The organism is Colwellia sp. 12G3, from assembly GCF_002836775.1.
Classification (GTDB): Bacteria; Pseudomonadota; Gammaproteobacteria; order Enterobacterales; family Alteromonadaceae; genus Colwellia.
Genome location: NZ_PJAQ01000017.1, coordinates 446,339 through 470,129 on the forward strand (window position 1 = coordinate 446,339; position 23,791 = coordinate 470,129).

16 protein-coding genes are annotated in these 23,791 nt (G+C 38.3%); 6 read left to right on the forward strand and 10 right to left on the reverse strand.

Annotated elements, in window-relative coordinates; all coding sequences use genetic code 11:
* Positions 1 to 126 precede the first annotated feature (126 nt).
* Positions 127 to 525 (forward strand): stress response translation initiation inhibitor YciH, encoded by a 399-nt coding sequence (locus CXF71_RS07420; protein WP_332871769.1) that lies wholly within the window; start codon positions 127 to 129, stop codon positions 523 to 525.
* Between the two features lie 73 nt (positions 526 to 598).
* Here CXF71_RS07420 and recR read toward each other — a convergent pair whose 3' ends face one another.
* Both recR and CXF71_RS07430 read right to left on the reverse strand, forming a co-directional pair.
* Positions 599 to 1,204 carry a recombination mediator RecR gene (recR, locus tag CXF71_RS07425; protein WP_101232309.1) on the reverse strand — a complete coding sequence of 202 codons (606 nt, stop codon included), beginning with the start codon at positions 1,202 to 1,204 and terminating at the stop codon, positions 599 to 601.
* Positions 1,205 to 1,294: 90 nt separating this feature from the next.
* The gene (locus tag CXF71_RS07430) at positions 1,295 to 2,047 is read right to left on the reverse strand and encodes a helix-turn-helix domain-containing protein (protein ID WP_101232310.1); all 753 of its coding nucleotides are present in this window, start codon (positions 2,045 to 2,047) and stop codon (positions 1,295 to 1,297) included.
* Positions 2,048 to 2,222: 175 nt separating this feature from the next.
* Here CXF71_RS07430 and CXF71_RS07435 point away from each other — a divergent pair, with 175 nt between their 5' ends.
* From CXF71_RS07435 to CXF71_RS07455, 5 genes are all read left to right on the forward strand, one after another.
* Positions 2,223 to 3,206, forward strand: a complete 984-nt coding sequence (locus tag CXF71_RS07435) for a sugar phosphate isomerase/epimerase family protein (protein ID WP_332871770.1) — start codon at positions 2,223 to 2,225, stop codon at positions 3,204 to 3,206.
* A gap of 118 nt (positions 3,207 to 3,324) precedes the next feature.
* The gene (locus CXF71_RS07440) at positions 3,325 to 4,482 is read left to right on the forward strand and encodes a helix-turn-helix domain-containing protein (protein WP_101232311.1); all 1,158 of its coding nucleotides are present in this window, start codon (positions 3,325 to 3,327) and stop codon (positions 4,480 to 4,482) included.
* Positions 4,483 to 4,524: 42 nt separating this feature from the next.
* Complete coding sequence (locus tag CXF71_RS07445; protein ID WP_101232312.1) at positions 4,525 to 5,742, forward strand: helix-turn-helix domain-containing protein; 1,218 nt, start codon at positions 4,525 to 4,527, stop codon at positions 5,740 to 5,742.
* 363 nt (positions 5,743 to 6,105) lie between these two features.
* Positions 6,106 to 8,151 carry a cellulase family glycosylhydrolase gene (locus CXF71_RS07450; protein WP_101232313.1) on the forward strand — a complete coding sequence of 682 codons (2,046 nt, stop codon included), beginning with the start codon at positions 6,106 to 6,108 and terminating at the stop codon, positions 8,149 to 8,151.
* 429 nt (positions 8,152 to 8,580) lie between these two features.
* The gene (locus CXF71_RS07455) at positions 8,581 to 10,215 is read left to right on the forward strand and encodes a cellulase family glycosylhydrolase (RefSeq protein WP_101232314.1); all 1,635 of its coding nucleotides are present in this window, start codon (positions 8,581 to 8,583) and stop codon (positions 10,213 to 10,215) included.
* A gap of 128 nt (positions 10,216 to 10,343) precedes the next feature.
* On the opposite strand, the gene CXF71_RS07460 is transcribed toward CXF71_RS07455, so the two are convergent.
* The 8 genes from CXF71_RS07460 to CXF71_RS07495 all read right to left on the reverse strand — a co-directional run bounded on the left by CXF71_RS07460 (position 10,344) and on the right by CXF71_RS07495 (position 23,554).
* On the reverse strand, positions 10,344 to 11,102 hold the full coding sequence (locus CXF71_RS07460) for an endonuclease/exonuclease/phosphatase family protein (protein ID WP_101232315.1): 759 nt from the start codon (positions 11,100 to 11,102) through the stop codon (positions 10,344 to 10,346).
* 15 nt (positions 11,103 to 11,117) lie between these two features.
* Positions 11,118 to 12,086 carry an alpha/beta hydrolase-fold protein gene (locus tag CXF71_RS07465; RefSeq protein WP_101232316.1) on the reverse strand — a complete coding sequence of 323 codons (969 nt, stop codon included), beginning with the start codon at positions 12,084 to 12,086 and terminating at the stop codon, positions 11,118 to 11,120.
* A 74-nt stretch (positions 12,087 to 12,160) separates the two neighbouring features.
* Entirely contained in the window at positions 12,161 to 13,303 is a 1,143-nt protein-coding gene (locus tag CXF71_RS07470; RefSeq protein WP_101232317.1) for an alginate lyase family protein, read from the reverse strand.
* Between the two features lie 20 nt (positions 13,304 to 13,323).
* A complete protein-coding gene (locus CXF71_RS07475; RefSeq protein ID WP_101232318.1) occupies positions 13,324 to 14,739 on the reverse strand; it encodes an ADP-ribosylglycohydrolase family protein in 1,416 nt (471 codons plus the stop codon).
* A 155-nt stretch (positions 14,740 to 14,894) separates the two neighbouring features.
* On the reverse strand, positions 14,895 to 17,504 hold the full coding sequence (locus CXF71_RS07480; RefSeq protein ID WP_101232426.1) for a glycoside hydrolase family 3 C-terminal domain-containing protein: 2,610 nt from the start codon (positions 17,502 to 17,504) through the stop codon (positions 14,895 to 14,897).
* Between the two features lie 194 nt (positions 17,505 to 17,698).
* Entirely contained in the window at positions 17,699 to 19,225 is a 1,527-nt protein-coding gene (locus tag CXF71_RS07485; protein WP_101232319.1) for a tryptophan halogenase family protein, read from the reverse strand.
* A 182-nt stretch (positions 19,226 to 19,407) separates the two neighbouring features.
* Positions 19,408 to 22,464, reverse strand: coding sequence for a TonB-dependent receptor (locus CXF71_RS07490; RefSeq protein ID WP_101232320.1), 3,057 nt, complete (start codon positions 22,462 to 22,464; stop codon positions 19,408 to 19,410).
* A gap of 328 nt (positions 22,465 to 22,792) precedes the next feature.
* On the reverse strand, positions 22,793 to 23,554 hold the full coding sequence (locus CXF71_RS07495; protein ID WP_101232321.1) for a sugar-binding protein: 762 nt from the start codon (positions 23,552 to 23,554) through the stop codon (positions 22,793 to 22,795).
* Positions 23,555 to 23,791 lie beyond the last annotated feature (237 nt).

The window sequence follows — 23,791 nt, forward strand, 5'->3', positions numbered from 1 at the left end:
CTTTAAATAGTACTCAGCACAAAGTAATATTGATATAATAAAGCCACGCTTATGAGAATAAGTCGTGGTTTTATTTTATCTGCAATTTGTTTAGCTAATTTAATGATTAATGGTATTGAGTGATATATGAAAAATAGTTTATCTAGTTTAAGTGATTTAGCCAGTGCTTTTGGTAGAGCCCCTGTAAACCTTGATAATGCATCACCAGTAAGTGATGAGTCACTCGTCTATTCCACAGACAGTGGTCGCATTAGCCAGACAAAAGAAAAAAGCGTAACACCAAGTGATGGTTTTGCACGAGTCAGGCGTGAAACCAAAGGGCGAAAAGGTAAAGGCGTTGTTGTTATCAGTGGTCTAGGACTCGATAACAAAGCGCTAAAAGAATTAGCAAAAAAGCTAAAAAAGACCTGCGGTACCGGTGGCTCAGTTGTTGATGAGACCATAGAAGTTCAAGGTGACAAGCGCGACGTAATACAGCAGGTGTTAGAAAAGGCTGGTTTTAAAGTTAAGTTTACCGGTGGTTAACTCCCCCATCGACTTCACTCTATTTAATATACAGTGAACTAAACAGCTCACCATATAATTAGTTAAGCTAGAACTAAATCAGGTAACTTTTTCTGCCCGATAAGGCATGAGATAATGTATTACCATCAACATACTCTAATTCACCCCCTACAGGGACACCGTGAGCTATTCTCGAGATATTAACTTGATATTGCTGAGCAAGCTCAGCAATAAAGTGTGCTGTTGCCTCACCTTCCACTGTTGGGTTAGTTGCTAAGATAACCTCACTAAACTGACCTGTAGCAAATTGCTTAGCTAAAATATCTAAACCTAAATCATCCGGACCTATGCCATCAATGGGGGATAAATGCCCCATTAAAACAAAATATCGACCGGAAAACTCACCTGTTTGCTCAATAGCTATAACATCACCTGGCGATTCCACGACACATAAAGTAGTGGCAATTTTTCGTTTTGGAGATAAACAAATTTCACATAACGCTTCTTCAGTAAAATTTCGGCACTGCTGGCAATGACCAATATCGGTCATTGCTCTAGCTAAGGTACTAGCAAGTTTACTGCCGCCACGGCGATTACGCTCTAGTAACTGAAATGCCATGCGTTGCGCTGATTTTGCGCCAACACCGGGTAAACATTTTAATGAATCAATTAACTCTTGTACCAGTGGACTAAATTTCATAAATAACAGCTACTTTTCAATATATGAGAGTGATTTTAATAAAATTAACGCAAAATTAGTAGTGTCTTATTAAAAAACAATCATCATATATCAGATAACGACTGCCGAAGATGCTGAGGAAGATAAGCGCTGCTGTCTAAGTTCAGAGGGCAACTCATCAAACATTAACTTAAAGTGACGACTAAAATAACTGTGATCAGAGAAACCCGATTGATAGGCAATTTGGGCAATAGGTAATTTTGTTTCAACCAATAACCGTCTAGCATTATCTAAACGGACCTGCCGAATAAATTGCTTAGGGGTTTTAGCCAAGTACTTTTTAAAACGTCTTTCTAACGCACTAACCGATAAGTATGCCACTTGGGCGAGTTTCTCTATTGATAGTTCCATATGAAAATTATCTCTAATGTATTGCACCGGAACTTTTAATTCATCAATACCTGACAAGGTCTTTACTGTTTTTTTTAAGTGTCGGGTCACGCCATATGAGCCAATGATTACTCCATATTCATCAAACAATGGTCTTTTGGAGGTTGAAAACCAAGCAAGCTCTCCTCCTTCATTGATATTCATTTCTAAACGATCGGTAACAAGTTCCCCCAACATCACTTTTTGATCATCGGCAATAAACTGTTTTGCTACATGAACGGGCGATAAATCACTATCTGATTTACCTAAAACTTGCTCTAGATTGCTATAACCAATATGTTCAACAAACATTTGATTAGCGTAAACCACCCTACTTTCAATATCTTTTATCCAAAAAATGATATCAGGCAACATATCAAACATAGCGAGAACTTGTTTAACACTTACCTTATTTAATAATGTTTCCTTGAGCATAGTGATTACATAGTGAAAAAATTATATTGATAGTAGCAAAACATTAATAAAAGTAAACGCCGATTTTGTTGCATTAACAACCGATTTTATAGTAACTGTCCCTAGGTGTTATCGATATACTGATGTAATCAACAATTAACCAACTAATCGTTTAATCGCCAATTGAGACTGTGGTATGAATAGAGTTCGCCAAGAGAAAATGCGTTTAGGTATGATAAGAGACGGTGAAGGCGCTTTTATTGATAGTATTCATCGATTGGCTGGGAAAGTGCATTGTCAAATACAAGTAATAAAAAATATTATTGCCATTATGGTATTGCTGCCTTTTCTAAGCAATGTTAATGCTCACACAACGGGTAATGATATGAAAGAAAGTACCATGAAAAAAGTCCCACAACTCAGTGTGCAACTTTGGTCTGTTAAAGATGTTATTAGCGAAGACTTTGAAGGTACACTTAAAGTCTTAGCTGATATGGGCTTTGAAGGTGTTGAGTTTGCTGGTGAATTTGGATCTTATGCCAATGATGTTAAAGGCTTAAAGAACTTCTTAGACTCTATTAACCTTAAAGCAAGTGGTGCGCATGTTTCGTTTGAACAGCTAAACCCAAGTAACTTTGACAAAACGGTCGCTTTTTATCAACAGCTAAATCTTGATACCTTGATTATCGGTTGGGATGAAAGAGCATGGCATCCTGAAGGTATTAAAGCAGTCGTTAAGTTACTTAATCAGCTCGATAAAAAATTAGCTCCTTATAATATTAAAACTGGCTTTCACAACCATAACCATGAGTTTAATGACTTTCAAGGCACTACTTACTGGGACTACTTAGCAATGAATACTGCTGATTCAGTGGTATTACAACAAGATGTAGGCTGGACAACCTATACAGGAAAAGATGCTGTTGAGTACGTAAATAAATACCCTAATAGAACACTTACTACCCACTATAAAGTGCGTATTCCAGAAGGTGTAAAAGGCAAACTACCTATTATTGGTCAAGATACGATTGACTGGCTAAACCTACTAAAAGCAAATATTAACGTAGGTGGTACTAAGTGGATAGTGGTTGAACAAGAGGAGTATCCTAATGGGTTGAGCTCACTGGATGCTGTTGCTTTGTCTAAAAAAGGCCTAGATACATATATTAAGCAACTTTAGCAATATAGGATTTTATATGACTCATTATCCTTATATATGTGGTTAGCGATTGCTTTGTTAAGTGAGTTTGTATAAGTTAATTATTAAAATAAAAATAATTAGAGAAGACGGACGTAGTATGAGTACTGTTCTTTTTAACACACTTGATTTAGCATTGCTTTTCACTATATATCAATGTGTTTTATTTGCCTTTTTTTTATTATTGATAAAAAAAGGCAAAAAGCAAAGTAACGTATTGTTAGCTTTGTTTCTATTGTCCTATGCGGCAATACCACTTGATACCCTAATTAATTTTGGAGAAGAATTTCGTCAATTTGCCATTGCTTTTTCCCCTAATATATTTTATGTCTTTGGCTTAGCTTATTGGTTAGAAGCCGTATTACTACTTTTCTACGTTCGCTCTCTTATTTATAAAGACTTTAGCTTTAAAAGAATTGACCTTTTATATCTATTACCTTTTGTGCTTTACCTTTTTTATGAAACGAGTAACTGGTACATGATTGATAGTGCTACCAAAATAGCTATTTTAAATGGTTATCATATCGAGGCTGAGCCATTTTATACTCGCTTTATCAACTTGTTCAGAGAATGTTTTAGAGCTTTTTGTGGTGTACTGTGTTTGCTTGAATTGCGCCATTACCAAAAACAAATCAAAGACAATTTTGCTGATATTGAAGAGGTTGATCTTACTTGGCTCAAAATTTTAGTTATAGGTTTTCTAATCATTAAAGTACAGGCGGTATTAGTCACTATTGGCTACATGACCTCAATAGATCTCAATTTTTATATTAATTACCCTGTTATTGGCCAAGTCTCTAATTTTATGGTGATGTTTTTAATCAGCTTTTTAATATTCTTCAGCTTAGGTGTATCAAACATCTTTCATGGTATTGATAGCTCAACAGTTACTAATCAAGAAAAACAATCGATAGACCCGGCTCAAATAAGTGCCTTGACACTCTATATGCAAGAGCACAAACCCTATTTGAATCATTTGCTTACTTTAGATAATCTTGCTACACAAACATTTATGCCTTCAAGGCAGTTATCGCAAGTCATTAATAGGCACTTCGAAAAAAACTTCTTTGAATTCATCAATAGCTATCGAATAGAGGAGTCCAAAATATTGCTAGCCAAAGAAGAGAATGCAAAAGTGACTATGTTAGAAATAATGGCTCAAGCAGGCTTCAACAGTAAAGCGACTTTTAATACCTTCTTTAAAAAATCTGCTGGCATGACACCAACGCAATTTAGAAAAGAACAGCGAGAAAAATAATTGTACTGTATCGACCTTATTTATTTCTTCGAGAAAGCTTAAATGACAACTGTTCTGTTTAATAGCCACGATATAGTACTTTTAGTGACTGCTTATATTTGTTTTCTGTTTGCGGCAATGATGTTATTAAGCCGCCATAAAGCTGATTCAACTCATTTTTTCTTAGGTGTTTTTTTACTCTCCCAAGCAGCTATTTCCGTCTATGTATTGGCATTATACGGTGAAGCATTCCATCACTGGTCAGTTGAAAAAATTCCGGCTATATTTGCAATGTTAGAGTCAGTGCTTTGGCTAGAAGGGCCATTGTTATTATTATATGTACGCTCGGCTATATTCCAACAACTTCACTTTAAAAAGCATGATTTGCTGTTATTACTGCCCTTATTTATCTACCTTGTTGTGCTAGTTGCCGTTAACATTAAATTTGAAGCCGAACAGGGTTCCGATTTTTTGCTCTTTTTGAGATCAGACTACAGTCAATACTATGAACATCTACGTAATATTGTGAGGGCAGGTTTTGGTTTTTGGGCATTTTTCACAATACGCTATTACCAAAACCACCTATCAACAGCCTACTCTAATCTAGAGTCAGTCAATTATGCTTGGCTTAAAATCTTAGTCATCGGTTTTATTATCTTAAGATTGTGGTCTGAAAGTTACTTGCTCGTTTATACCTTTATTACAGCAATTTTTGACGCTTCAGCGGTTACTTTAATCGATTTCAATTTAATGGGGATTTTAGAGAATTATGGACAATTATTACTCGTCTCTACTTTGCTGTTTTTTGCTTTATCTGATCCTCGTAATATTCTAAGGGTTAGCAAAGAGACGCTCGATGGCATTACCAAAGCAGACGCGGCTAAAACAGACATTGATAATACAGACTTAACTAAAGCAGATAAGCCTAATACGTATTCACCTGAACAGATTACACGTGTCTGCAGCCACATGGAAAAACAACGCCCCTATTTAAACAACCAGCTAAAAATTGATGATTTAGCTCAGCAAGTCTCTCTCTCACCTAAGTTACTTTCTAATTTAATCAATAGAGAGTTTAACGTTAACTTTTTTGAGTACATTAATAGCTATCGTTTGAAGGAGGTATGTTCCTACTTTGTTGATCCTGAAATGGATGAGCAGTCGATAATCGATCTTGCCTTTCTTGCTGGCTACAACAGTAAAAGTAGCTTTAATCGATTATTTAAATTAGACACAGGAAAAACGCCTACCCAATTTCGAAAAGAAAGATTAATAGCCTAAACGAGTTAAATCCGTTTAAATTTAACAATGGATTAATAAAATTCACGAGCTGTGATGATTTTCCCCTCTCCAACAAAAACCTCCCTACAGTAGTACAAACTTACGTATCCCAAGTATTTAAACGGCTAACAATCATACAAAGCAAGTCAAGACAACAACTAAAATAAAAGCACAATAGCGCTAAACCAATGATTTATAGAACAATAAAAAACATCCCCTTATGAGCAAGCGTTCAACTTTATAAAGTACCTAACTTGGTACGCAAGCAATGTTTTCCTTATGCGATAGTCAATCCCCTGTGATGTCAAAGCAGATATGACGGAGCAGGAAACTAATAATAATAAATAATAAGCGGAGAGAACGATGAATTTCAAATCAATAAAACAGTCTCGCAAAAAGCCACTAACTAACATAATAATAACGACATTATTAGCCGGCTTAGCAACAGCGGGAATGTTAGTCTCAACAGCAGCTATGGCAATAGCACCTTTAACAGTAGAGGGCAATAAAGTACTTGTTGGAGGAAAAGTCAATGGTCGAGCCCTAGAAGGTATTTCACTTTTTTGGAGTAATACCGGTTGGGGTAGTGAAAAATTTTATACCGCTGAACATGTTCTGCGCATAAAAAATGAATACGGTGCTAACTTGGTTCGTGCCGCCATTGGTCACGGACCTGTCGGTAGCTTAACTACCGATTGGGCAGCAAACATGGCACGCCTTGATATTGTTGTTCAAGCAGCAATCGACAACGATATGTACGTTATTATTGATTACCATAGCCATGAAGCACATCAAAATTGGGAGTCAGCCGTTGCTTTTTTTGATGCCGTAGCTAAAAAATGGGGTGGTTATGATAATGTCATTTATGAAATTTACAATGAACCCCTTGATGTAAGTTGGGCAAACGACTTAAAACCTTACGCTGAACATGTTGGTGCCGCCATTCGTAATATTGACCCAGACAATTTAATTATTATGGGCACACCTAGATGGTCTTCAGAAGTTGATGATGTGGTAGGTAATAAAGCCAATGTATCTAACATGGCTTACACCGTGCATTTTTATGCCGGTACACATAAAGCGGGTAATCGCGCCTTAGCACAAACAGCGTTAAATGGTGGTGTGCCAATATTTGCCACCGAATGGGGCATGACTAACGCTAGCGGCGGTGGTGATATTAACTATGATGAAACTTGGGCTTGGATGGAATTCTTGCGTGCCAATGGTGTTGGTAGTGCTATGTGGGCATATCATGACAAAGACCGTAACAGCCAAGGCGAAATTGAAAACTCGTCAATGTTTTGGTCTGACGGCTCTGAAAAAGATTCTGCCGGTTTCATTAAAGAAATCCTAGGTGGTGGTATCACCAATAATGAGCTTATTGATGGCCCATGTACACAATTAGCGGTATCTGGCACGCTGCAAGCTGAAAATTTCTGTCAGGCTTTTGCTATTAAAATTGAAGCCACTGAAGATGTTAATGGTGGTGACAATATTGGCTATATTGATGATGGTGACTATTTAACTTATAACATTAATATGCCACAAGCAGGTGCCGCAACTGTTACTTATCGCGTAGCGGCTGATGGCAGTGGTGGTGTTATTCGTCTTGAGAAATCAGGTGGTGACATTTCTTATGGCTCAGTGACCGTGCCTAATACCGGCGGCTGGCAAGTTTGGCAAGATGTAAGTCATACCGTTAACTTACCTGCTGGTGAGCAAACGATTGCTATTGTCGCTGAAATTGGTGGCTGGAACTTAAACTACTTAACTATTTCAGCCGATGACGAAGAGGTTTGTACTGTTGACTGTGAGCCTACTGTTGATAGCAGTAGAGTAGAAGCTGAAAGCTATACCGAAATGGACGGCGTAGAGAAAGAAGCAACTCAAGATACTGGCGGTGGCAATAATGTTGGCTGGATTGATGCGAATGATTGGATGAAATACAACGTTACTTTACCAACGAGTGCCTCAGGTCAATATGAGATTTCTTATCGTGTAGCTTCGTTCAACGGTGGCAGCTTAAAAATAGAGCAAGCCGGTGGTGCAGTAGAATTTGGTAACATTAGCTTTAGTGCTACTGGCGGATGGCAAACATGGACAACCGTAAGCCATACTATTAGCCTACCTGCAGGTATAACTGAATTGGCTATTGCTTCAACGTCTACGGATGGTTGGAATTTCAACTGGTTTGAAATTAAAGCAGCTGATGGTGAACCTAGTTCAACTTGTGCTGGTGCCCCGATGTACCCTAACTGGCAGAGAAATGATATCTCTGGCGGCGCAAACACTCATCAAGATGCAGGCGATGAAATGGAATTTGGCGGCAATCTATATGTTGCCAATTGGTATACCAATACACAGCCAGGTAGTGATGCTTCTTGGAGCTTAGTCCGTAGTTGTTTGTAGCCACTTGTTATGGTGACTAAAAAATAAATAGCTGAAGGACTAAATAAGTACTTCATTTTTTGAAAAGGGCTACCACTACTCTCGGTAGTCCTTTTTATTTGTAATACATAAACTAATCATTTTTATCACTAACTTAATAAGTACAGTAATTTATTAATATAAAGTTGAACGTACAGTTATCGTACTTCCCTCAAGTTTAAACGACTTCTGCCAAGCAACTTTCTATTATTAATGACGATAATAATATTGTTTCAATCCTTTTAAAAAAAAGATTAACTTGCTGGTACGGAATTTAACAAAATCTATTTAAGTTTGAGCTAAGTATTTTATCACTAAGACCCTACTGTTAAGCATATTACTGCTGAAGTAATCCTTCAACGTGATAAAAAATAATAAAAATCAAATTTCAAACATTTACAGGTAAGTACAATGATACTGAATATACAATCTAGTTTTACTCTTTTTCAAACCGCTACCAAAGCAATAAATATAACGCTCTTTTTATGTGCCTTATTCATATTAAGCGCATGTGGTGGATCATCGACAACTGAACCAGAGCTAGCTGATACAACTAAAGCACCCGATGTTATTACCCCTCCTGCAGTTATTATACCAGAGCTCCCTATTGGAACGGCCTTATTAATTGAAGCTGAAGATTATGTCCGCTTTTTAGATACCACTGTAGGTAACGAGGGTAATGCGTTTCGCAATGACAATGTTGATATTGAAGCGTTAACCGACGACAGTGGTTTTATCGTCGGTTGGACTGAAGCAGGTGAATGGCTTGAGTATGATATTACTTTAACCGCTGGTGCTTATATCCTAACTACAACGGTTGCATCAGCGCTTGGTGGCGGAGATTATTCAATATTTATTGATGATAAACTTGTTGCTACTGATAGTGTTGATGAAACGGGTGGTTGGCAGGTTTTTGAAGACCATGATATTGCCTTATTTACCGCGACAGAAGGCGCTCATACCTTACGCCTAGCCATCAATACCGGCCCGTTCAATATAGATAAGATCAACTTTAAAGTGGATGATGGCTCATTTGTACCACCTGCGGTTGTGCCTGAAGAAGTGCCCTTAGAACTACCTGATGTTGAGATAGTTATAGACCCTGCCCCAATCAGCCCAGAAACAGCCGTTAGTGACATGGGCATAGGGATTAACTTAGGTAATACATTAGATGCACCATCAGAGGGAGCTTGGGCACCAGCAGCACAAGAGCAGTTTATTATCGACTTTAAAGACGCAGGTTTTAAACATGTGAGAATTCCAGTTACTTGGGATAATAGAACGGCAACCTCTGCACCTTATCAAGTCGATACGGTTGAAATGGATAGAGTTGAAACTGTGGTTGATTGGGCGTTAGCACAAGATCTTTATGTTGTGTTAAATATGCATCATGAAGGTTGGATAGAAAATAATTTCAGTCAACATAATAGAAACCGCTTTGACTCTATCTGGTTGCAAATTGTGGAGCGTTTCAAACATAAATCACCTAAATTAATATTCGAAGTTTTGAATGAGCCAAATGGATTAACGGCAGAAAATGTTGATGAAATAAATGTGCGAGTACTTGATATAATTCGTCGTGTTAACCCAACACGTTTGGTGGTATATTCTGGTGAGGGTTATACTCCTTTAGATTCATTGTTAGCCGCAGCAATTCCAGATGAAGATGATGAGTATTTAATTGGTAACTTCCATAACTATGACCCATGGCCATTTGCTGGTATGTGTACTCGTTCATGGGGCACTGATGCAGATATTGCAGCACTAGGCGCTATTTATCAAAGAGCAGCAGACTGGTCGACGGAAAATGATATTCCAGTCACAGTCAACGAATTTGGTGTAGCTCATTATGACTTTACTGCACCAGATAATGTATGTGATGAAGACGATCGTTTAGCGTACATAGAAGCACATGTGACCTTCGCCACAAAACATGGTATTGCAGCAACCTTTTGGGATGATGCTGGTTCGTTTAGTACTTATGATAGAGCGACTAATACTTGGGGTGATGAAAAAGATATTTTAGTAGCACCTAACTTACCTTAGAGGTTACTCAATTTAATAAGCTGTTTATTAAGCTATTAGATTTTAAAATATATCCCTGCATTATATGCAGGGATTTTTTATCTTCAATTCAACTGGTTTTTTAACTGGCGTTATTTAACTACACTGCTTTAATTTATTAAAGTCGCTACAATAGCAGGATGATCTGAAGGCTCTGCTACTATTTTAATCGCTTTACCCGTAATGCCTTTGACAAAAAGACAATCAATACCGGCATGTTTAAGTAAACTCATTTTAGCTTTTGATTGCACTAACAAAACCTCACTGCTATCACATTGACTATTAAAATCACCCAGTAATATTTTAGGGTACTCATTCATGGTAATTAGCAGAGCAGCGGTTTCTTCTGCGTTGGCGACTTGGGTAACAAGACTTTCATGGTCCCAATGTACATTGACCAATAGATAACGTTTAGACGTCTTTTCTATCACCGCATACTCGCCCGTTCTGGTAGCATTAGGTCCATCTGTTAAATCAAACCGACCCGATTCTATAAAGCTATTGCCTTGGCAATGATTGATAAAGATTTGAAATCTATGCTGCCAGCACTGCCCAAGTGACTTATTTAAAGTGATAGCACGTTGATAGTTTGTTGGTAGCTTACCTTCAATATCAGGATGCTTAAGCTGCCAGTCTTCAACTCCTTCCTGAATTCCTAAAACATCAACGTTATGACTATTAATTAACGCTGCATAATCAACACTATGCTTGGGCATAGTTTTCCAGCCATAGATGTTTAACGACATAACGGTAATGGCCTCATCAGCAGCCTTATTTATGCCTATTGCTGATAAATTAACAGAGAATAAAAGCAAAAAAATATGGCCTAACCGTAAGTGTATTTTTCTATTTCTTAAAAGCGGCATCATATTTTAACCTGCAAGTTAATCATTAATTTCATGAGATAATAACCACTGATAAAGATCCTCGCCTGAATAAACGCGTGTCCAAGCATCGTGGCCTTTATCTTCATGAACAGTAAAACGAACACCGTTATGACCCATCTTTTCTAATTCATTTAACCCTGCATAAAAATACTCAATATTAACCGCGCTATCTCTACCTCCGGCAAATTGCCAAACAGGTAATTTATGCTTTGCTATTGGCGCCATTAAACTTGGATGCCCCCAACCTACTACAGGTGCTATAGCTGCAAACCTTTGTGGATATTTACTTGCCATATACCAAGTACCAAACCCACCATAACTTAAACCAGACAAATAAGTTTTATCCTTATTTACCCGATACTTCTTTTGTACTGTATCTAGCATGGTGATTAAATCTGTCTCAAGCTTTTCCCAACCTTGTGGTAATAAAGGGGCTACTTCGCTCATATCGTTAAGTGACGGCATTCTTTTAATATCAGTTTGAGTTTGAAAAGCAGCACTGCGTTTTGGTACGCCATGACTGAGCCTTTTTGGAATATTCTCTTTTAAACGGTTATCAATGTACTCAATGCCTTTATTATCCCAACCAAACATATGAAGCTGAGGAGAAATAATAATAAAAGGTAGATCTTTTTTCTGCACCCAAACCTCATGTAGTGGCCCCTGCATCATGACGAAGTCTAATTCATCCTGACCATTACCTCGTTCACCATTGCCATGTAAAAATAACATCACAGGCCACTTTTTTTCTGGCTTATCATGGTAGCCTCGAGGTAAATAAACAAAATATTCGCGGTCACTTTGGTCAACGCTCGATTGGTAAGCTTCGCGCAATAGCTGATCTTCTGAATTCACTTTAGTTAAAGAAGGTTGCACTCCCTGTTGATCGCTATTATGAGCACAAGCGGTTAAGGCTAAAGTAACGATTAAAGTAAAGTTTACTGATAAATATTTTATCTTATTCATGGGATTCCTATGATAAGTACTAGGTAAAATTCTATGCAAGGTTGCTTTTATCTAAGAGCGTTATTCAACATCACCTAGGGTTTAGGAAGATTGGCATGAGTCAGTGTTTCGTAAACAACATTCCAACTTGTGCGCATACTATTAGGCCGAATTTTATTTATGATTAATTTTTGAGTATAAGGCAATTGAATACCTTGTCGATTGTGGTAATGGTTAAAACCAATTTCCCAAGTGTTAAAATAATTCTTACTGGCTTGTGTATTCTGGCAAGTAAAAAAATCATTAGATAACAATTGCTTTGCCATCAGCTCCATAGCTTCGGTATAGCGTAATTGATTCTCACTATAAACATCAACACCTTGGTTCCAAGCCACTTCAGCGACATGTAAAGCTGAAGCTAATGCATATTGAGAGTGATGACCATTGTCTCGGCAAGTTTCTTGGTTTAAGCCGTCCACCCATTGTGTAGGCTTTGACCAAAACTGCTCTATATTGCCACCATCCCCTTGAATAGAAGCTCCTCTTTTACCATCTGATGTTAAATAAAAATAAGCAGGATTTCGTTGTGAAAGTCGAGTAAGCGCCATGTTAAATGCCTCTTCATCATCATTAAAAACAGCGATTGAAATAAGTGCATCAATTTGGGTTAAATCAACATTGCCATTCCATGAACTTGCGGTCAGTAATTGCGGATAAAAAGCCTTTTTGAACATTAGCTGAACATTTAAAACCTGATTTTGAGGCCAGCCTTGATAAAGCCTCATCAACTCGCCAGCGGATGCGAAAACGGCTCCAGTCCAACCGGCTTGTAATTTGTCTTGATCACTGCAGCTGGTGAAGCCTTTAAAACTTGCCCATGCATTGAGAATAGCAATCGCACGTTTAGCATAAACCTCTCTATCCGTAATAACCCACATTAATGCAAGCGAGTATGCCGCAATAGCATCGTCACGCATTTCAGCAGATTCATTATTATTTTTTGAGTTTACCGTTTGCAAAGCGTGTGGCTTTCGACTCAATAAGGCTGACTTTTTCAATCGATTAAATTCAGTTAACCAAGGCTGTTTATTATTCGATATCTGCTGTTTAATAAAGTCTAGATTAGCTTTACTATTTGTAGCACCAGGATGAATAAAATTCATAGCTGCATAAGTTGTTTGTATAGATAAAATAAAAATAATAGATAGCAACAGAACGGAGAATTGTTGATTTTTCATGGCTTATTTATCCACAGGAGTTAATTTTTAATAACATGAACATTTACGCTCGGAATTAACCAAACATTTTTTTCAACATCAACCTTTCCCTGCATTTGCTCAATCACCACTTGATCAATCATTTTAATAGCGCGTTGTGCCATCATGGTAAAAGTATCTTCACCTAATTGATTAGGTGTATGATCAGGGAAGTTTCTGCGAGTACGGTGAATCCAATAAGTTTCTGAAAGGTTATCTTGCCCAAATGCTTGTGCAATACCTTCTGGGCCAATCATAAAGCCTAATAATCCGCCCCAAGTTGCGGTTGGGTTATCTGAATCCCAGCCAGCCAAGGTGCCAATTTGAATGGTACGAACAATGTCTCCTTCACCATAAAATAAACTCACTAAACTTGCAGCGAAGTTAATACCAGCTTCAAAGGGGTCATTGTAAACATAACCATCAGCGCCCTTAATTTGATAACGCTGGTAAACTTCATCGCGGGTTTTTTCCCAATCATTTTTATTAGGGTTTAGCTGATAAGAATTTAAAATGAAATCATACATTTTTGCCGAGGTAGATTGCTCAGGTAATATCAACCTAGCCTGCTCTGCCAACCAGTATGTTTGTTGCTGCATAGTCAGTGATTTATCTACTTTAGAGGCTAAAGACTGCATGGTGACATAAAATTGTGAGATCCACTGAGCATCATATTTAGCAGATACTCTAATCGGCAACGCTGCTATTTTTAGTGCAACGTCGGCTCTTACAGGGGCTAATAATCCAAATATTTCAGTAGTAAGTTGAGCATCAATCATCATGTATTTATTATTGTTTTTAGGCTCACTGGTTTCTGGTGGCAACATGCCTTGCTGCATTAGTATTCGAGCTTGTTGGTTTGACTCCCATAAGAAATTCTCTTTCTCTGCTGTAGAGTCAGGGAATTTTTTAAACAGTGGCGCATCTTCTTCTGAATAGGTATGTGTTAACCAACCGGCGCTAATCTGCTCGGCGCTTAATATGCTTGTTTGGTGCACTTCATGTAAATACTGGTACATATATTCAATGTCAGTATCATCATCCGCGCCCCAAGGTTGTCCTGCTTCAACAAAGAAAAAATCAATAACATCACTATGAGGAACCCCTTCTCCCCACATCGCAGGTAAATCCTTACTTCCCCAATCATCATCGGTATAAAATGGCATAGTCTCAGGCGTACCCACTTTATCCATTTCAGTTACTAAGCCAGTCCAGTTAGCAATACTCTGCCCTAACCAAAACCCATGTAACTTATCTTGATAATCACCTCTTGAAACAGCAACGTAGTGAACACTATCAATAGCAGTTGATTCCTTTTCTTTACTTAAATCATTGTAAACATCTGGCTGGGAATTTTCTGCACAGCCAACTAAAAAAATGACTATAACGAAGTAAAAAAATAACTGTATTGGTTTCATCGACTTTATCCCGTTTTATAGATGTGTTTTAGTTTGTTGAGGGCTAACTATTTAGCGCAGCATTTTAGGTTTTCAATTAAAAAAGTACTCAGCACATAATTGTGCATGAGTACTTTCAACGCAGTACTGAGTAATACCGCTAACCAATAGCCATGTTATTTCTGGTAGTTAAATTTTTCTCTTAAATTTATTCTTTCAAGTGATGTGCCCAGTAATACTTCAAAATCACCGTCTTCAGCTAACCAATCATTGGTCTTAACATCCCAAAAAGATAAATCACGTTTATTCAGTGATATGCTGATTTTTTTACTTTCACCTGGCGCTAAGAATACTTTAGCAAAACCTTTCAATTCTTTTGTTGGCCTATCAACACTTGACTCAACATCATGTAGATATAGTTGCACCACTTCAGCGCCAGCAACTTTACCGGTGTTTTTAACCATAGCGGTGACGGTAATATTTTCATCCGCACTGATATTTGATGCCGATAAAGCAATATCAGTTAAGGCAAAGTTGGTATATGAAAGACCATGACCAAACGCAAAGATTGGTTTGATATTTTGTTGTTCAAACCAACGATAGCCAATAAACACACCTTCTGTGTATAAGCTTTCTTTTGCGTTGTAATCATTAAGGGCAATAGGTGCAGTATCTTCTAGACGAGCCGGTAAGGTGATCGGCATTTTACCACTTGGGTTAACATCACCTGTTAAGATATCGGTAAAAGCATGACCTGCTTCCATACCACCATACCAACCCCAAACAATCGCGTTTGCTTGCTCTGCCCAAGGCATTTCAACGGCCGAGCCCGCAACCAGGAATACCACAGTTTTCTCATTAGCAGCAATGAGCTTACTTATAATCTCATCTTGTGAATTAGGTAGCTTCATATCAGGTCTATCTATTGATTCTCTGTCATCACCATGACTCAAACCACCAAAGTAAATAACAGCATCTGCCTTTTTAGCCGCAGCAATATACTCTGCTTCACTGCTGAATAACTCACCCGGTGCATCCCAACCTAAAGTGAAGTGCTCACTACCATCGTACTCAATTTCGAAGCTATAACTTTCACCTGCGTTTAACGAAATATCATGAGATAACACAATGGTATCAGCTGATGAATCAAAACTTTCTTTATGTTTAATCACAACGTCATCATTAATTTTTAACTGAAATCCACCTAGGGTTTCAACTTTTAATTGATGCGAGCCCGTAGTTAGCGGCTTGATCTTTGCCGTCATAGTGATGTGCTGAGTTATACTTGTGTCTTTCGCTTTAAACTTGGAATCAACTATCCAAGCCTTATCCGTTATATTTTCACGAACCGAGTCTTTAAAGTAGGATACATTCCAAGCAGGGGTTCCTGTCCAATGACGGCTTTCAACATAGTCACTCGCGATAGCTGCGAGTTCACTACTGCGTGCTCTCATTACCGTTATATTTACCTCATCACCAAACTTTGCTTTTAACCCTTCAAGTGGTGTTACCTCATATAAAGATTTCACTTCTGATGAGCCGCCACCTGTCCCATGTTTTTTATCCGCATTTGGCCCGAGTACAAGAATATTTTTAACTTTTTTGGTATCGAGTGGTAAAACAGCATTTTCGCCAACCGTTTCATTTTTCAATAACACCACACCTTCAGCGGCAATTTTACGAGCAGCTGCTTGATGTGCTTTAGTATTTCTAGCGCCTGGTAAACGATTTTCATCATACATACCGATACTATGTTGCACGCGTAAAATTCGTCTGGCTTTTTCATCGGCAACCGATTCATCAATTTTACCGGATTGAATCATCTCTAAAAAAGGTCTCGCCAAGAAGTAATCTTGATAATCATCAACTTGTGTGCCCATTTCTAAATCTAAACCATTTACCGCAGCATCATAGGTATTAATATCAACATGCCAATCGGTAAGTAATACGCCTTGATAGCCCCACTCGCCCTTTAATATATCCATGACTAAATGTTTGCTTTGGTTAGCATTAGTACCATAGTACTCATTATATGAGCCCATCATACCAAGCACGCCGCCTTCTTTAACCGCCGCTTCAAAAGCAGGTAAATAGACTTCTCGAAGAGTACGTTCATCCGGCTTGGCATTCACACCTGTTCGGTTTAGCTCTTGGGTATTTAATGCATAATGCTTCACGGTTGCGGCAACATCGTTAGCTTGGATGGCCTTAATTTGTGGTACCACTAATTTTGCCGCCAAAATGGGATCTTCTCCCATATATTCAAAATTTCGACCATATAAAGGTAAGCGCGCTAAATTCACACCGGGTCCTAAGATAAAGTCTTTTTTTCTGTCACGTGCTTCAGCGCCCAATACATGACCATGTAAACGAGCAATTTTAGGATCCCAACTTGCTGCTACAGAGGTAAGATGAGGTAAATAGGTAGAATGATCATCTGTCCAACCAGCCGACGCCCACGTATGACGTTCTATTTGATGACGCACACCATGAGGGCCATCTGATAACCACATTTCCGGAATACCAACACGTTCGATAGCATTAATATGGAATTTACCGCTGGCATGAGCTAGCGAGACTTTTTCAGGTAAAGTCATTTTTGCCAGTAACGCTTCAACGTCTTGCTCTACTGTTTTAAGACGAGCTTCTGATTTTTCAATACCTTGATCTTGCTTGGTACTTTTACTGGCAACATCGGCTTTGTTGTCATTTACACAACCCGAAAGACCGGAAGCTAGTGCCAATACAGTGGAAATTACCAATGTACTTTTTAGTTTAGTGTTCATAAGCATTACTTTCATTCTCTAACCTTTTTCAATTCATTTATTTAAGACGCAACAAAATGTAAGCGCTTTCATTTTATTGTTATAACATAATATCTCGTGATGTTTTTATCAAGTAAATATTGCTATTGATAAAATTTATCTACTTAATAATGTACACAATTACTACATGCCTAAATACTTAACAATGTGCATAGTTATGCCTTACAGTACTTATCAATAAAGTCTTTTTGCATTGGCATAGTCTCTACTGACTTTTGAATAACAGAGTAGATATGTTGCAGCCTGCGTTCTATTTCTTCTTCAGATAAAACATCAACTAACGGGTGATAACCACTAGGGGTTAGTCCTTGACCATGCATTACCGCTAACCAAGAGGTTTCATTAAACAACTCATTATCTTCGCGATAAATACGACCATTTTTTTGATATAAATCCATTTTAGCCTGCAAACGATCTGACACTTTCATTTGCTGACAATCACGCCAAAACTCTGAATCATCTCTATCCGTTGCTTTGTAATGTAATACGATAAAATCTTTGATATATTCAAGTTCAGTTTTTGTCTGTTGGTTGTAAGTATCAATGTCAATTTGATCAAACCCTTGATGAGGAAATAATGCCATTAACTTAGCAATTGACGATTGAATGAGGTGTAAACCGGTAGATTCCAACGGCTCAACAAACCCTGCGGAAAGACCAATAGCAATACAGTTTTTGTTCCAACTTTTTTTACGTACACCCGTTGTCCAACGCAAAAAATTCGGCTCGCCGATAGGCTCACCTTCCATTTGCTCTGTTAATATTTTTACTGCTTCTTCATCGCTAACAAACTTACTTGGGTAGACATAGCCATTTCCCACTCTATGCTGCAAAGGAATTCGCCATATCCAACCTGCCTTTTGAGCCTTAGCTTGGGTATAAGGATGCAATACATCGGCTTCTTTTGGCATACAAGGCATAGCAACAGCACGGTCACAAGGAAGCACATCACTCCAATCATCAAAGCCTGTTTTTAGCGCTCCCTCAATCAGTAAAGCTTTAAAACCACTGCAATCAATAAATAAATCTGCCGCTACTCGCTCACCATTTTCAAGGTAAACACTATCAATAAAGCCATCGCTGTCTCTAACTGAAACATTAACCACTTTACCCTCTGTTCGCGTTACGCCACGTTCAACAGAAAAATCTCGTAAATACTTTGCGTATAAGGTCGCATCAAAATGAAAAGCATAGTTAATCTGTGACAGCGGTGAATTGCCCCTGTTTTGTGGACGCATAAACTTGCCTTGTCTCGCGGCAACTGCAGCTAAGGAGTATTCTTCAAGATCAGGACCTTTACCTTGCTGGTGCATCTTAAGCCAATAATGATGAAATTGAATGGCATCCATGTTGGTACCATGGTCGCCAAAGGGATGCATATAACCACCGCCTTTTTTAGTCCAATCAATAAATTCGATACCTAACTTAAAGCTACCCTGAGTTTTTTTAACAAAGTCGTTTTCATCTATTCCAAGGATTTTGTTAAATAGTGATATTTGTGGAATAGTCGCTTCACCGACCGAAACCGTACTAATTTGGTCTGATTCGATTAATTGAATATCACAGTAATTTGATCCTAAAATTTTAGATAAAGCCGATGCGGTCATCCAACCTGCAGTGCCACCACCAACAATCACTATTTTTTTTATTTTATTTTGTCGATTTGCGGTTGATTGACTCATAACTGTCTCCCAGAAAAAATTTATAAATGAAGGAATTAAATAAAAAAGCCGTCCCTAACATCAGGGAACAATAGGGACGGCTAAAGGGTTGATAAGTGTCGATGTCATCAATGCCCAAAACATTGGCGATTCAATAGGATTACCCTTATTAAACCGCCATTTTACACTGTGTAACTAAGGTGCTAGAAAGTAGCGCGAACTACTAAGCTATAGCGACGATCATTGGTGAACCATGAACGTGTTTGTTTGTCACCTTCTTTATTTACTTGCATCAAGGTTTCTGTGACATTGTTATTAAGGTTGGTGCCTTGCAGACCTAACTTCCAGTTATCACTTACATCCCAGAATACTGATGCGTCTAACTGACCATTAGCTGAGTTATAAATGGGTAATTTAGTGATAACATCGCGGGTCGTAAGCAAGTACTCTGAACGCCAGTTGTAAGCAATACGTGCTGAAATACCAAACTTCTCATATAACAAAGCAGCATTAGCATTTTGCTCTGATAAACCTTCAAGCGGCAAATCATCAAAGGCGATATCACCAGCATCATCAGAGTTACCACTCGAGTCATTTAAACCAGAGTTTGGTGAACCATCTTCATTAATGTGGGTATAGTTTAACTGCACACCTAAGCCAGAAAATGCGCCAGGTAACATGTCGAAGAACTGTTGATAAGAAAGCTCAATACCACTAATACTACCTTCATCCCCGTTAGTTGCACCAGATACTTCAACCTGCTGAGTTACACCATTATTAGTATAGTCACGCACGGTAACACCATTTATAAAGTAGTTACTTAAGTCTTTATAAAACAATGAGGTAGTTAATGAGCCTGCCTCAGAAAAATACCACTCTAAAGATAAGTCATAGTTATATGACTCCATTGGTTTTAAGTATGGGTTACCTGAACTTGCCGTGTAGCGGTCATATTTTGCATAGACAGGAATCGGCTCTTCACCTTCAGGCACGTCAATATCATAAGTAACTTCCATCTCGGTACCACTGATGCCAACGTAATTACGCAAATGACCTAAAGATGGCAAAGCAATAGCTTCAGAAAAAGCAAAACGCATAAGTAACTCATCAGTGAGGTTCAGTTTAAAGTTTACGCTAGGCAATACATTACTGTATTCACTTGCGGCAACCATAGATTCAAAACCGGCATTACCAAAGGCAGCTTGCCCCTCATCCAAGACATTACCAATATCGGTAGGGTCATTTGGATCATTTGGTGCATCATCTGGGAAGCTCAAAAAGCCATGGGTATCATTTTCCAATTTAACGTAACGCATACCAATATTAGCGCTATAGTCTAAACCTGCGATGTCACCTTCAAAGTTAACTTTCAAATAGGCTGCGGTGCTAATTTCTTCAGTTTCATTTATTTCATTGTTAACAAAGTGCCCCATTGCACCATCGCGGTCGGCAAGTGGACTCCAACCCCAGTCAACCGCTTTTGCATCAGCTACAGCATCAGGTAAATTGTCATAATCCTTAACCATAGCAGCCGAAGGGAATAAGAAGTTATTGCCACCTTCTGCATTTAACACACCACCTCGAGCAAAGTTATCAAAGCTAACTTCGTCATAAGGTACATCAGTATCTGCATACCAAATATTTCCGCCAGCCCAACCTTCTGATAATACCGCCCAGTTCCAAGCAGACTGCCTTGTTGTTTGTTGACGATCAGAATAACGTGCACCAAATTGAACTGATTTAACTATACCTTCATCAAAGGTATATTCGGCATCTGCCTGAGTAGCAAATTCCGTTCCTTCATTATCAGAAATATGGTCCATAACATTACGCCAGAAATTAGTACTGGTATCAGTAAATGGCGTGCCTGGTACATAATCTGCTTGGCCATCATAACCAGGATCATGAAAGGTAATGTCTGGTAAGCCACTGCCTCGTAAATCCATACCAACAACAGCACGTGTTGCGCCTGCTACAGAGACATCTTCAATCTCCATCGTTGAGTCGACATATTGAACATCAAAATTAACTGCCCAGCTATCGTTTGGCATAAATTTGACGTTAAAGCTGTAGTCATTAACGGTTGACTCTTCATCTCTAACACGAGTTACCATCGCATGTTGCATACCGTAGCGCGAAGGTGCACCATCACCACGCCAGCCGGCTTCAGAGGTAATGACTCCACTTTCAAAATAACCATTTTCATCAAATTCAAAGCTAGTTCCATCTACGGGTAACATCGGATTAGCATCATCAGCATATTCAATCGCATTCTCATGCCAAATCAAACTCGCTTGTGAGCGAATATATTCACCAGTAAGTAAAATTGTTTTATCTGTATTTTCCCACTGCAATGATGTAGCGAAACCTTCGCGGTCACGATCATCTTGTTTTTTACTTAAGCGGGCTGATTGTGGCACAAATAAGGCTTGGCCATCGGCTCCCTGATATTCTTGTTCCTCATAACGACCAACTTGAGTAGCATTAGACTCAACTTTAGTTTGTGAGTTGGAGTAGTTAACCAAAAAACCTAAACGGCCAGAATCAAGGGTAAAAATATCACTATATAAACCTGAAAATGTTGGTGATACCTCTTCACGCATATCGGTATAAGTTGCATCGGCTGAAAAAGCAAAAACACGACCATCTGAATCAAAAGCTTTACGAGTATTAAGGTTTACTGTACCGGCAATACCGCCTTCAATCATATCAGCCGTTTGGTTTTTAAAGACTTCCACCGAGCCCATCAGCTCTGGCGATACATCTTGAAAACTTAAACCTCGGCCTGAATCGGCAGAGAAACTATCTCGACCATTAAACTCACTGCGAACATGGGTTAAACCACGCACAACAACTCCGCCACCTTCTACACCAAAATGATCTGGGTCATCTGCTGCTGAAAATCGTTCAATGGCAACACCTGGCATACGAGATATAGCTTCTAAAACACTTCTATCTGGCATCGAGCCCATATCAGCTGCAGAAATGGCATCCATTACCGTATCGGCATTCATTTTCATGTTTTGTGCTGAAATTAAATTACCACGTTGACCTTTAACCTCAATAACTTCAATAGTATCTTCTTTTATTTGAGCTTTAGTTTTTTCATCTGCCTCTGCAGCATAAACAGAAGCAGAGCTTAAACCTAAAATGGCCGATGCTATAATTGAATACGTAAAAGTACTATTATTTTTTCGTGAGTTAATATGTGAATTAGCGCGTGAATTTTTTCTGCACAAAGTGCCTGTTTGGTTTTGCATGTTCTTAATCCCCTTTAATATTTCCGCCTAACTCATTAGCTATATTAAGTTGCCTAAATAAGGCTTAATGAGCAGGTTGAATATTTTTATAATCGTTATTGCTCTTGGCGAGCTTACTCAACTTAGCAATAACAATTAGGGGGTTCGTCTCTACTTAAAAAAAAGCTCGAATTTGAACGTTCAACTTTATGTATACAGACATTTAAACTTGTGTATAAATGTAACAAACTGTTTTTTAATGACTTTATTTTAAAGACTCTTTTTGTACATTTTCACAATAAAGGTAAAGTGGCACCTTGAATTAGCTTTACTAAGCTAGTCAATCAAGTTATTTAACCAAGGTTAATTTTTGAAAAACATCAGCAGTGATATAGCCTAAATTCTTACTACCATTTACCGCTTTAATATCAACTGAGCCAATAAAGTGTTCACGCTCTTTACTGCCATCGTTATCACAATAGGCCAACATAAAGCCCAGCTTCTTACCCAATGATAATGTCACGGGTTGTGATTGCTTTATGTCCTTTGACGTTTTTAAAGTAAAGCTATCGCCATAAACACGAACCGCCAATTCCCAGATAACTTTATTAGGTGATTGTTCACTGCGACGCCATACACTACTAATATGATCATTGAGTAAAACAAAGTTATCTGAGCCATCAGCATTTTTTTCACCGATATCTACAGCTTGATTATCCAAAGCAACATGATAAGCAAAAGCGTTATAGTTAAACTGATGGTTGCCACCGGAGGCATCTTCATCAAGGAAAATCTCTAAACAATCATCATCCCAATATAAATGACGTGGATCCGCATGTTGATCAAATAAAATATCATCGGTAATTTCCACCAATAAATATAACTGCGCTTCATCCCACATTATTTTAAAGCGTCCAGAGAAATCTTCTTTACTCGGCATTTCACCCAAGATAAGTTGATCGATTGGCTGCCAACTGGCTAACTGCCAACTAGCTTCATCAGCAATGCCGTTAATAGCCATTTTTTCCGGTGACTTTTTGGCTTCGAGGGCTGATACATTGATAGAGAAAGCAACCAATAATGAGGTTACAAATTTCAAATAGTTAGACATTGTTTACATTCCTGTTTTTTGTTTTATTGCTAGTGACTTTTTAGTGATTACTTTTCTAGTGATCGATTGATAGACCCTATTTATTTCATTGGCAACCAATAAATAGGGTCTATCAATGTTTACTGTACTGACACATTGTTCACTGAGCAAAGATATTCACATCGCTTCAAATTGTCTATCAAGTAAATTAGCCGAAAAGAAGTGATTCACTCGCTGAGACATTCGCTTAGCAATAAT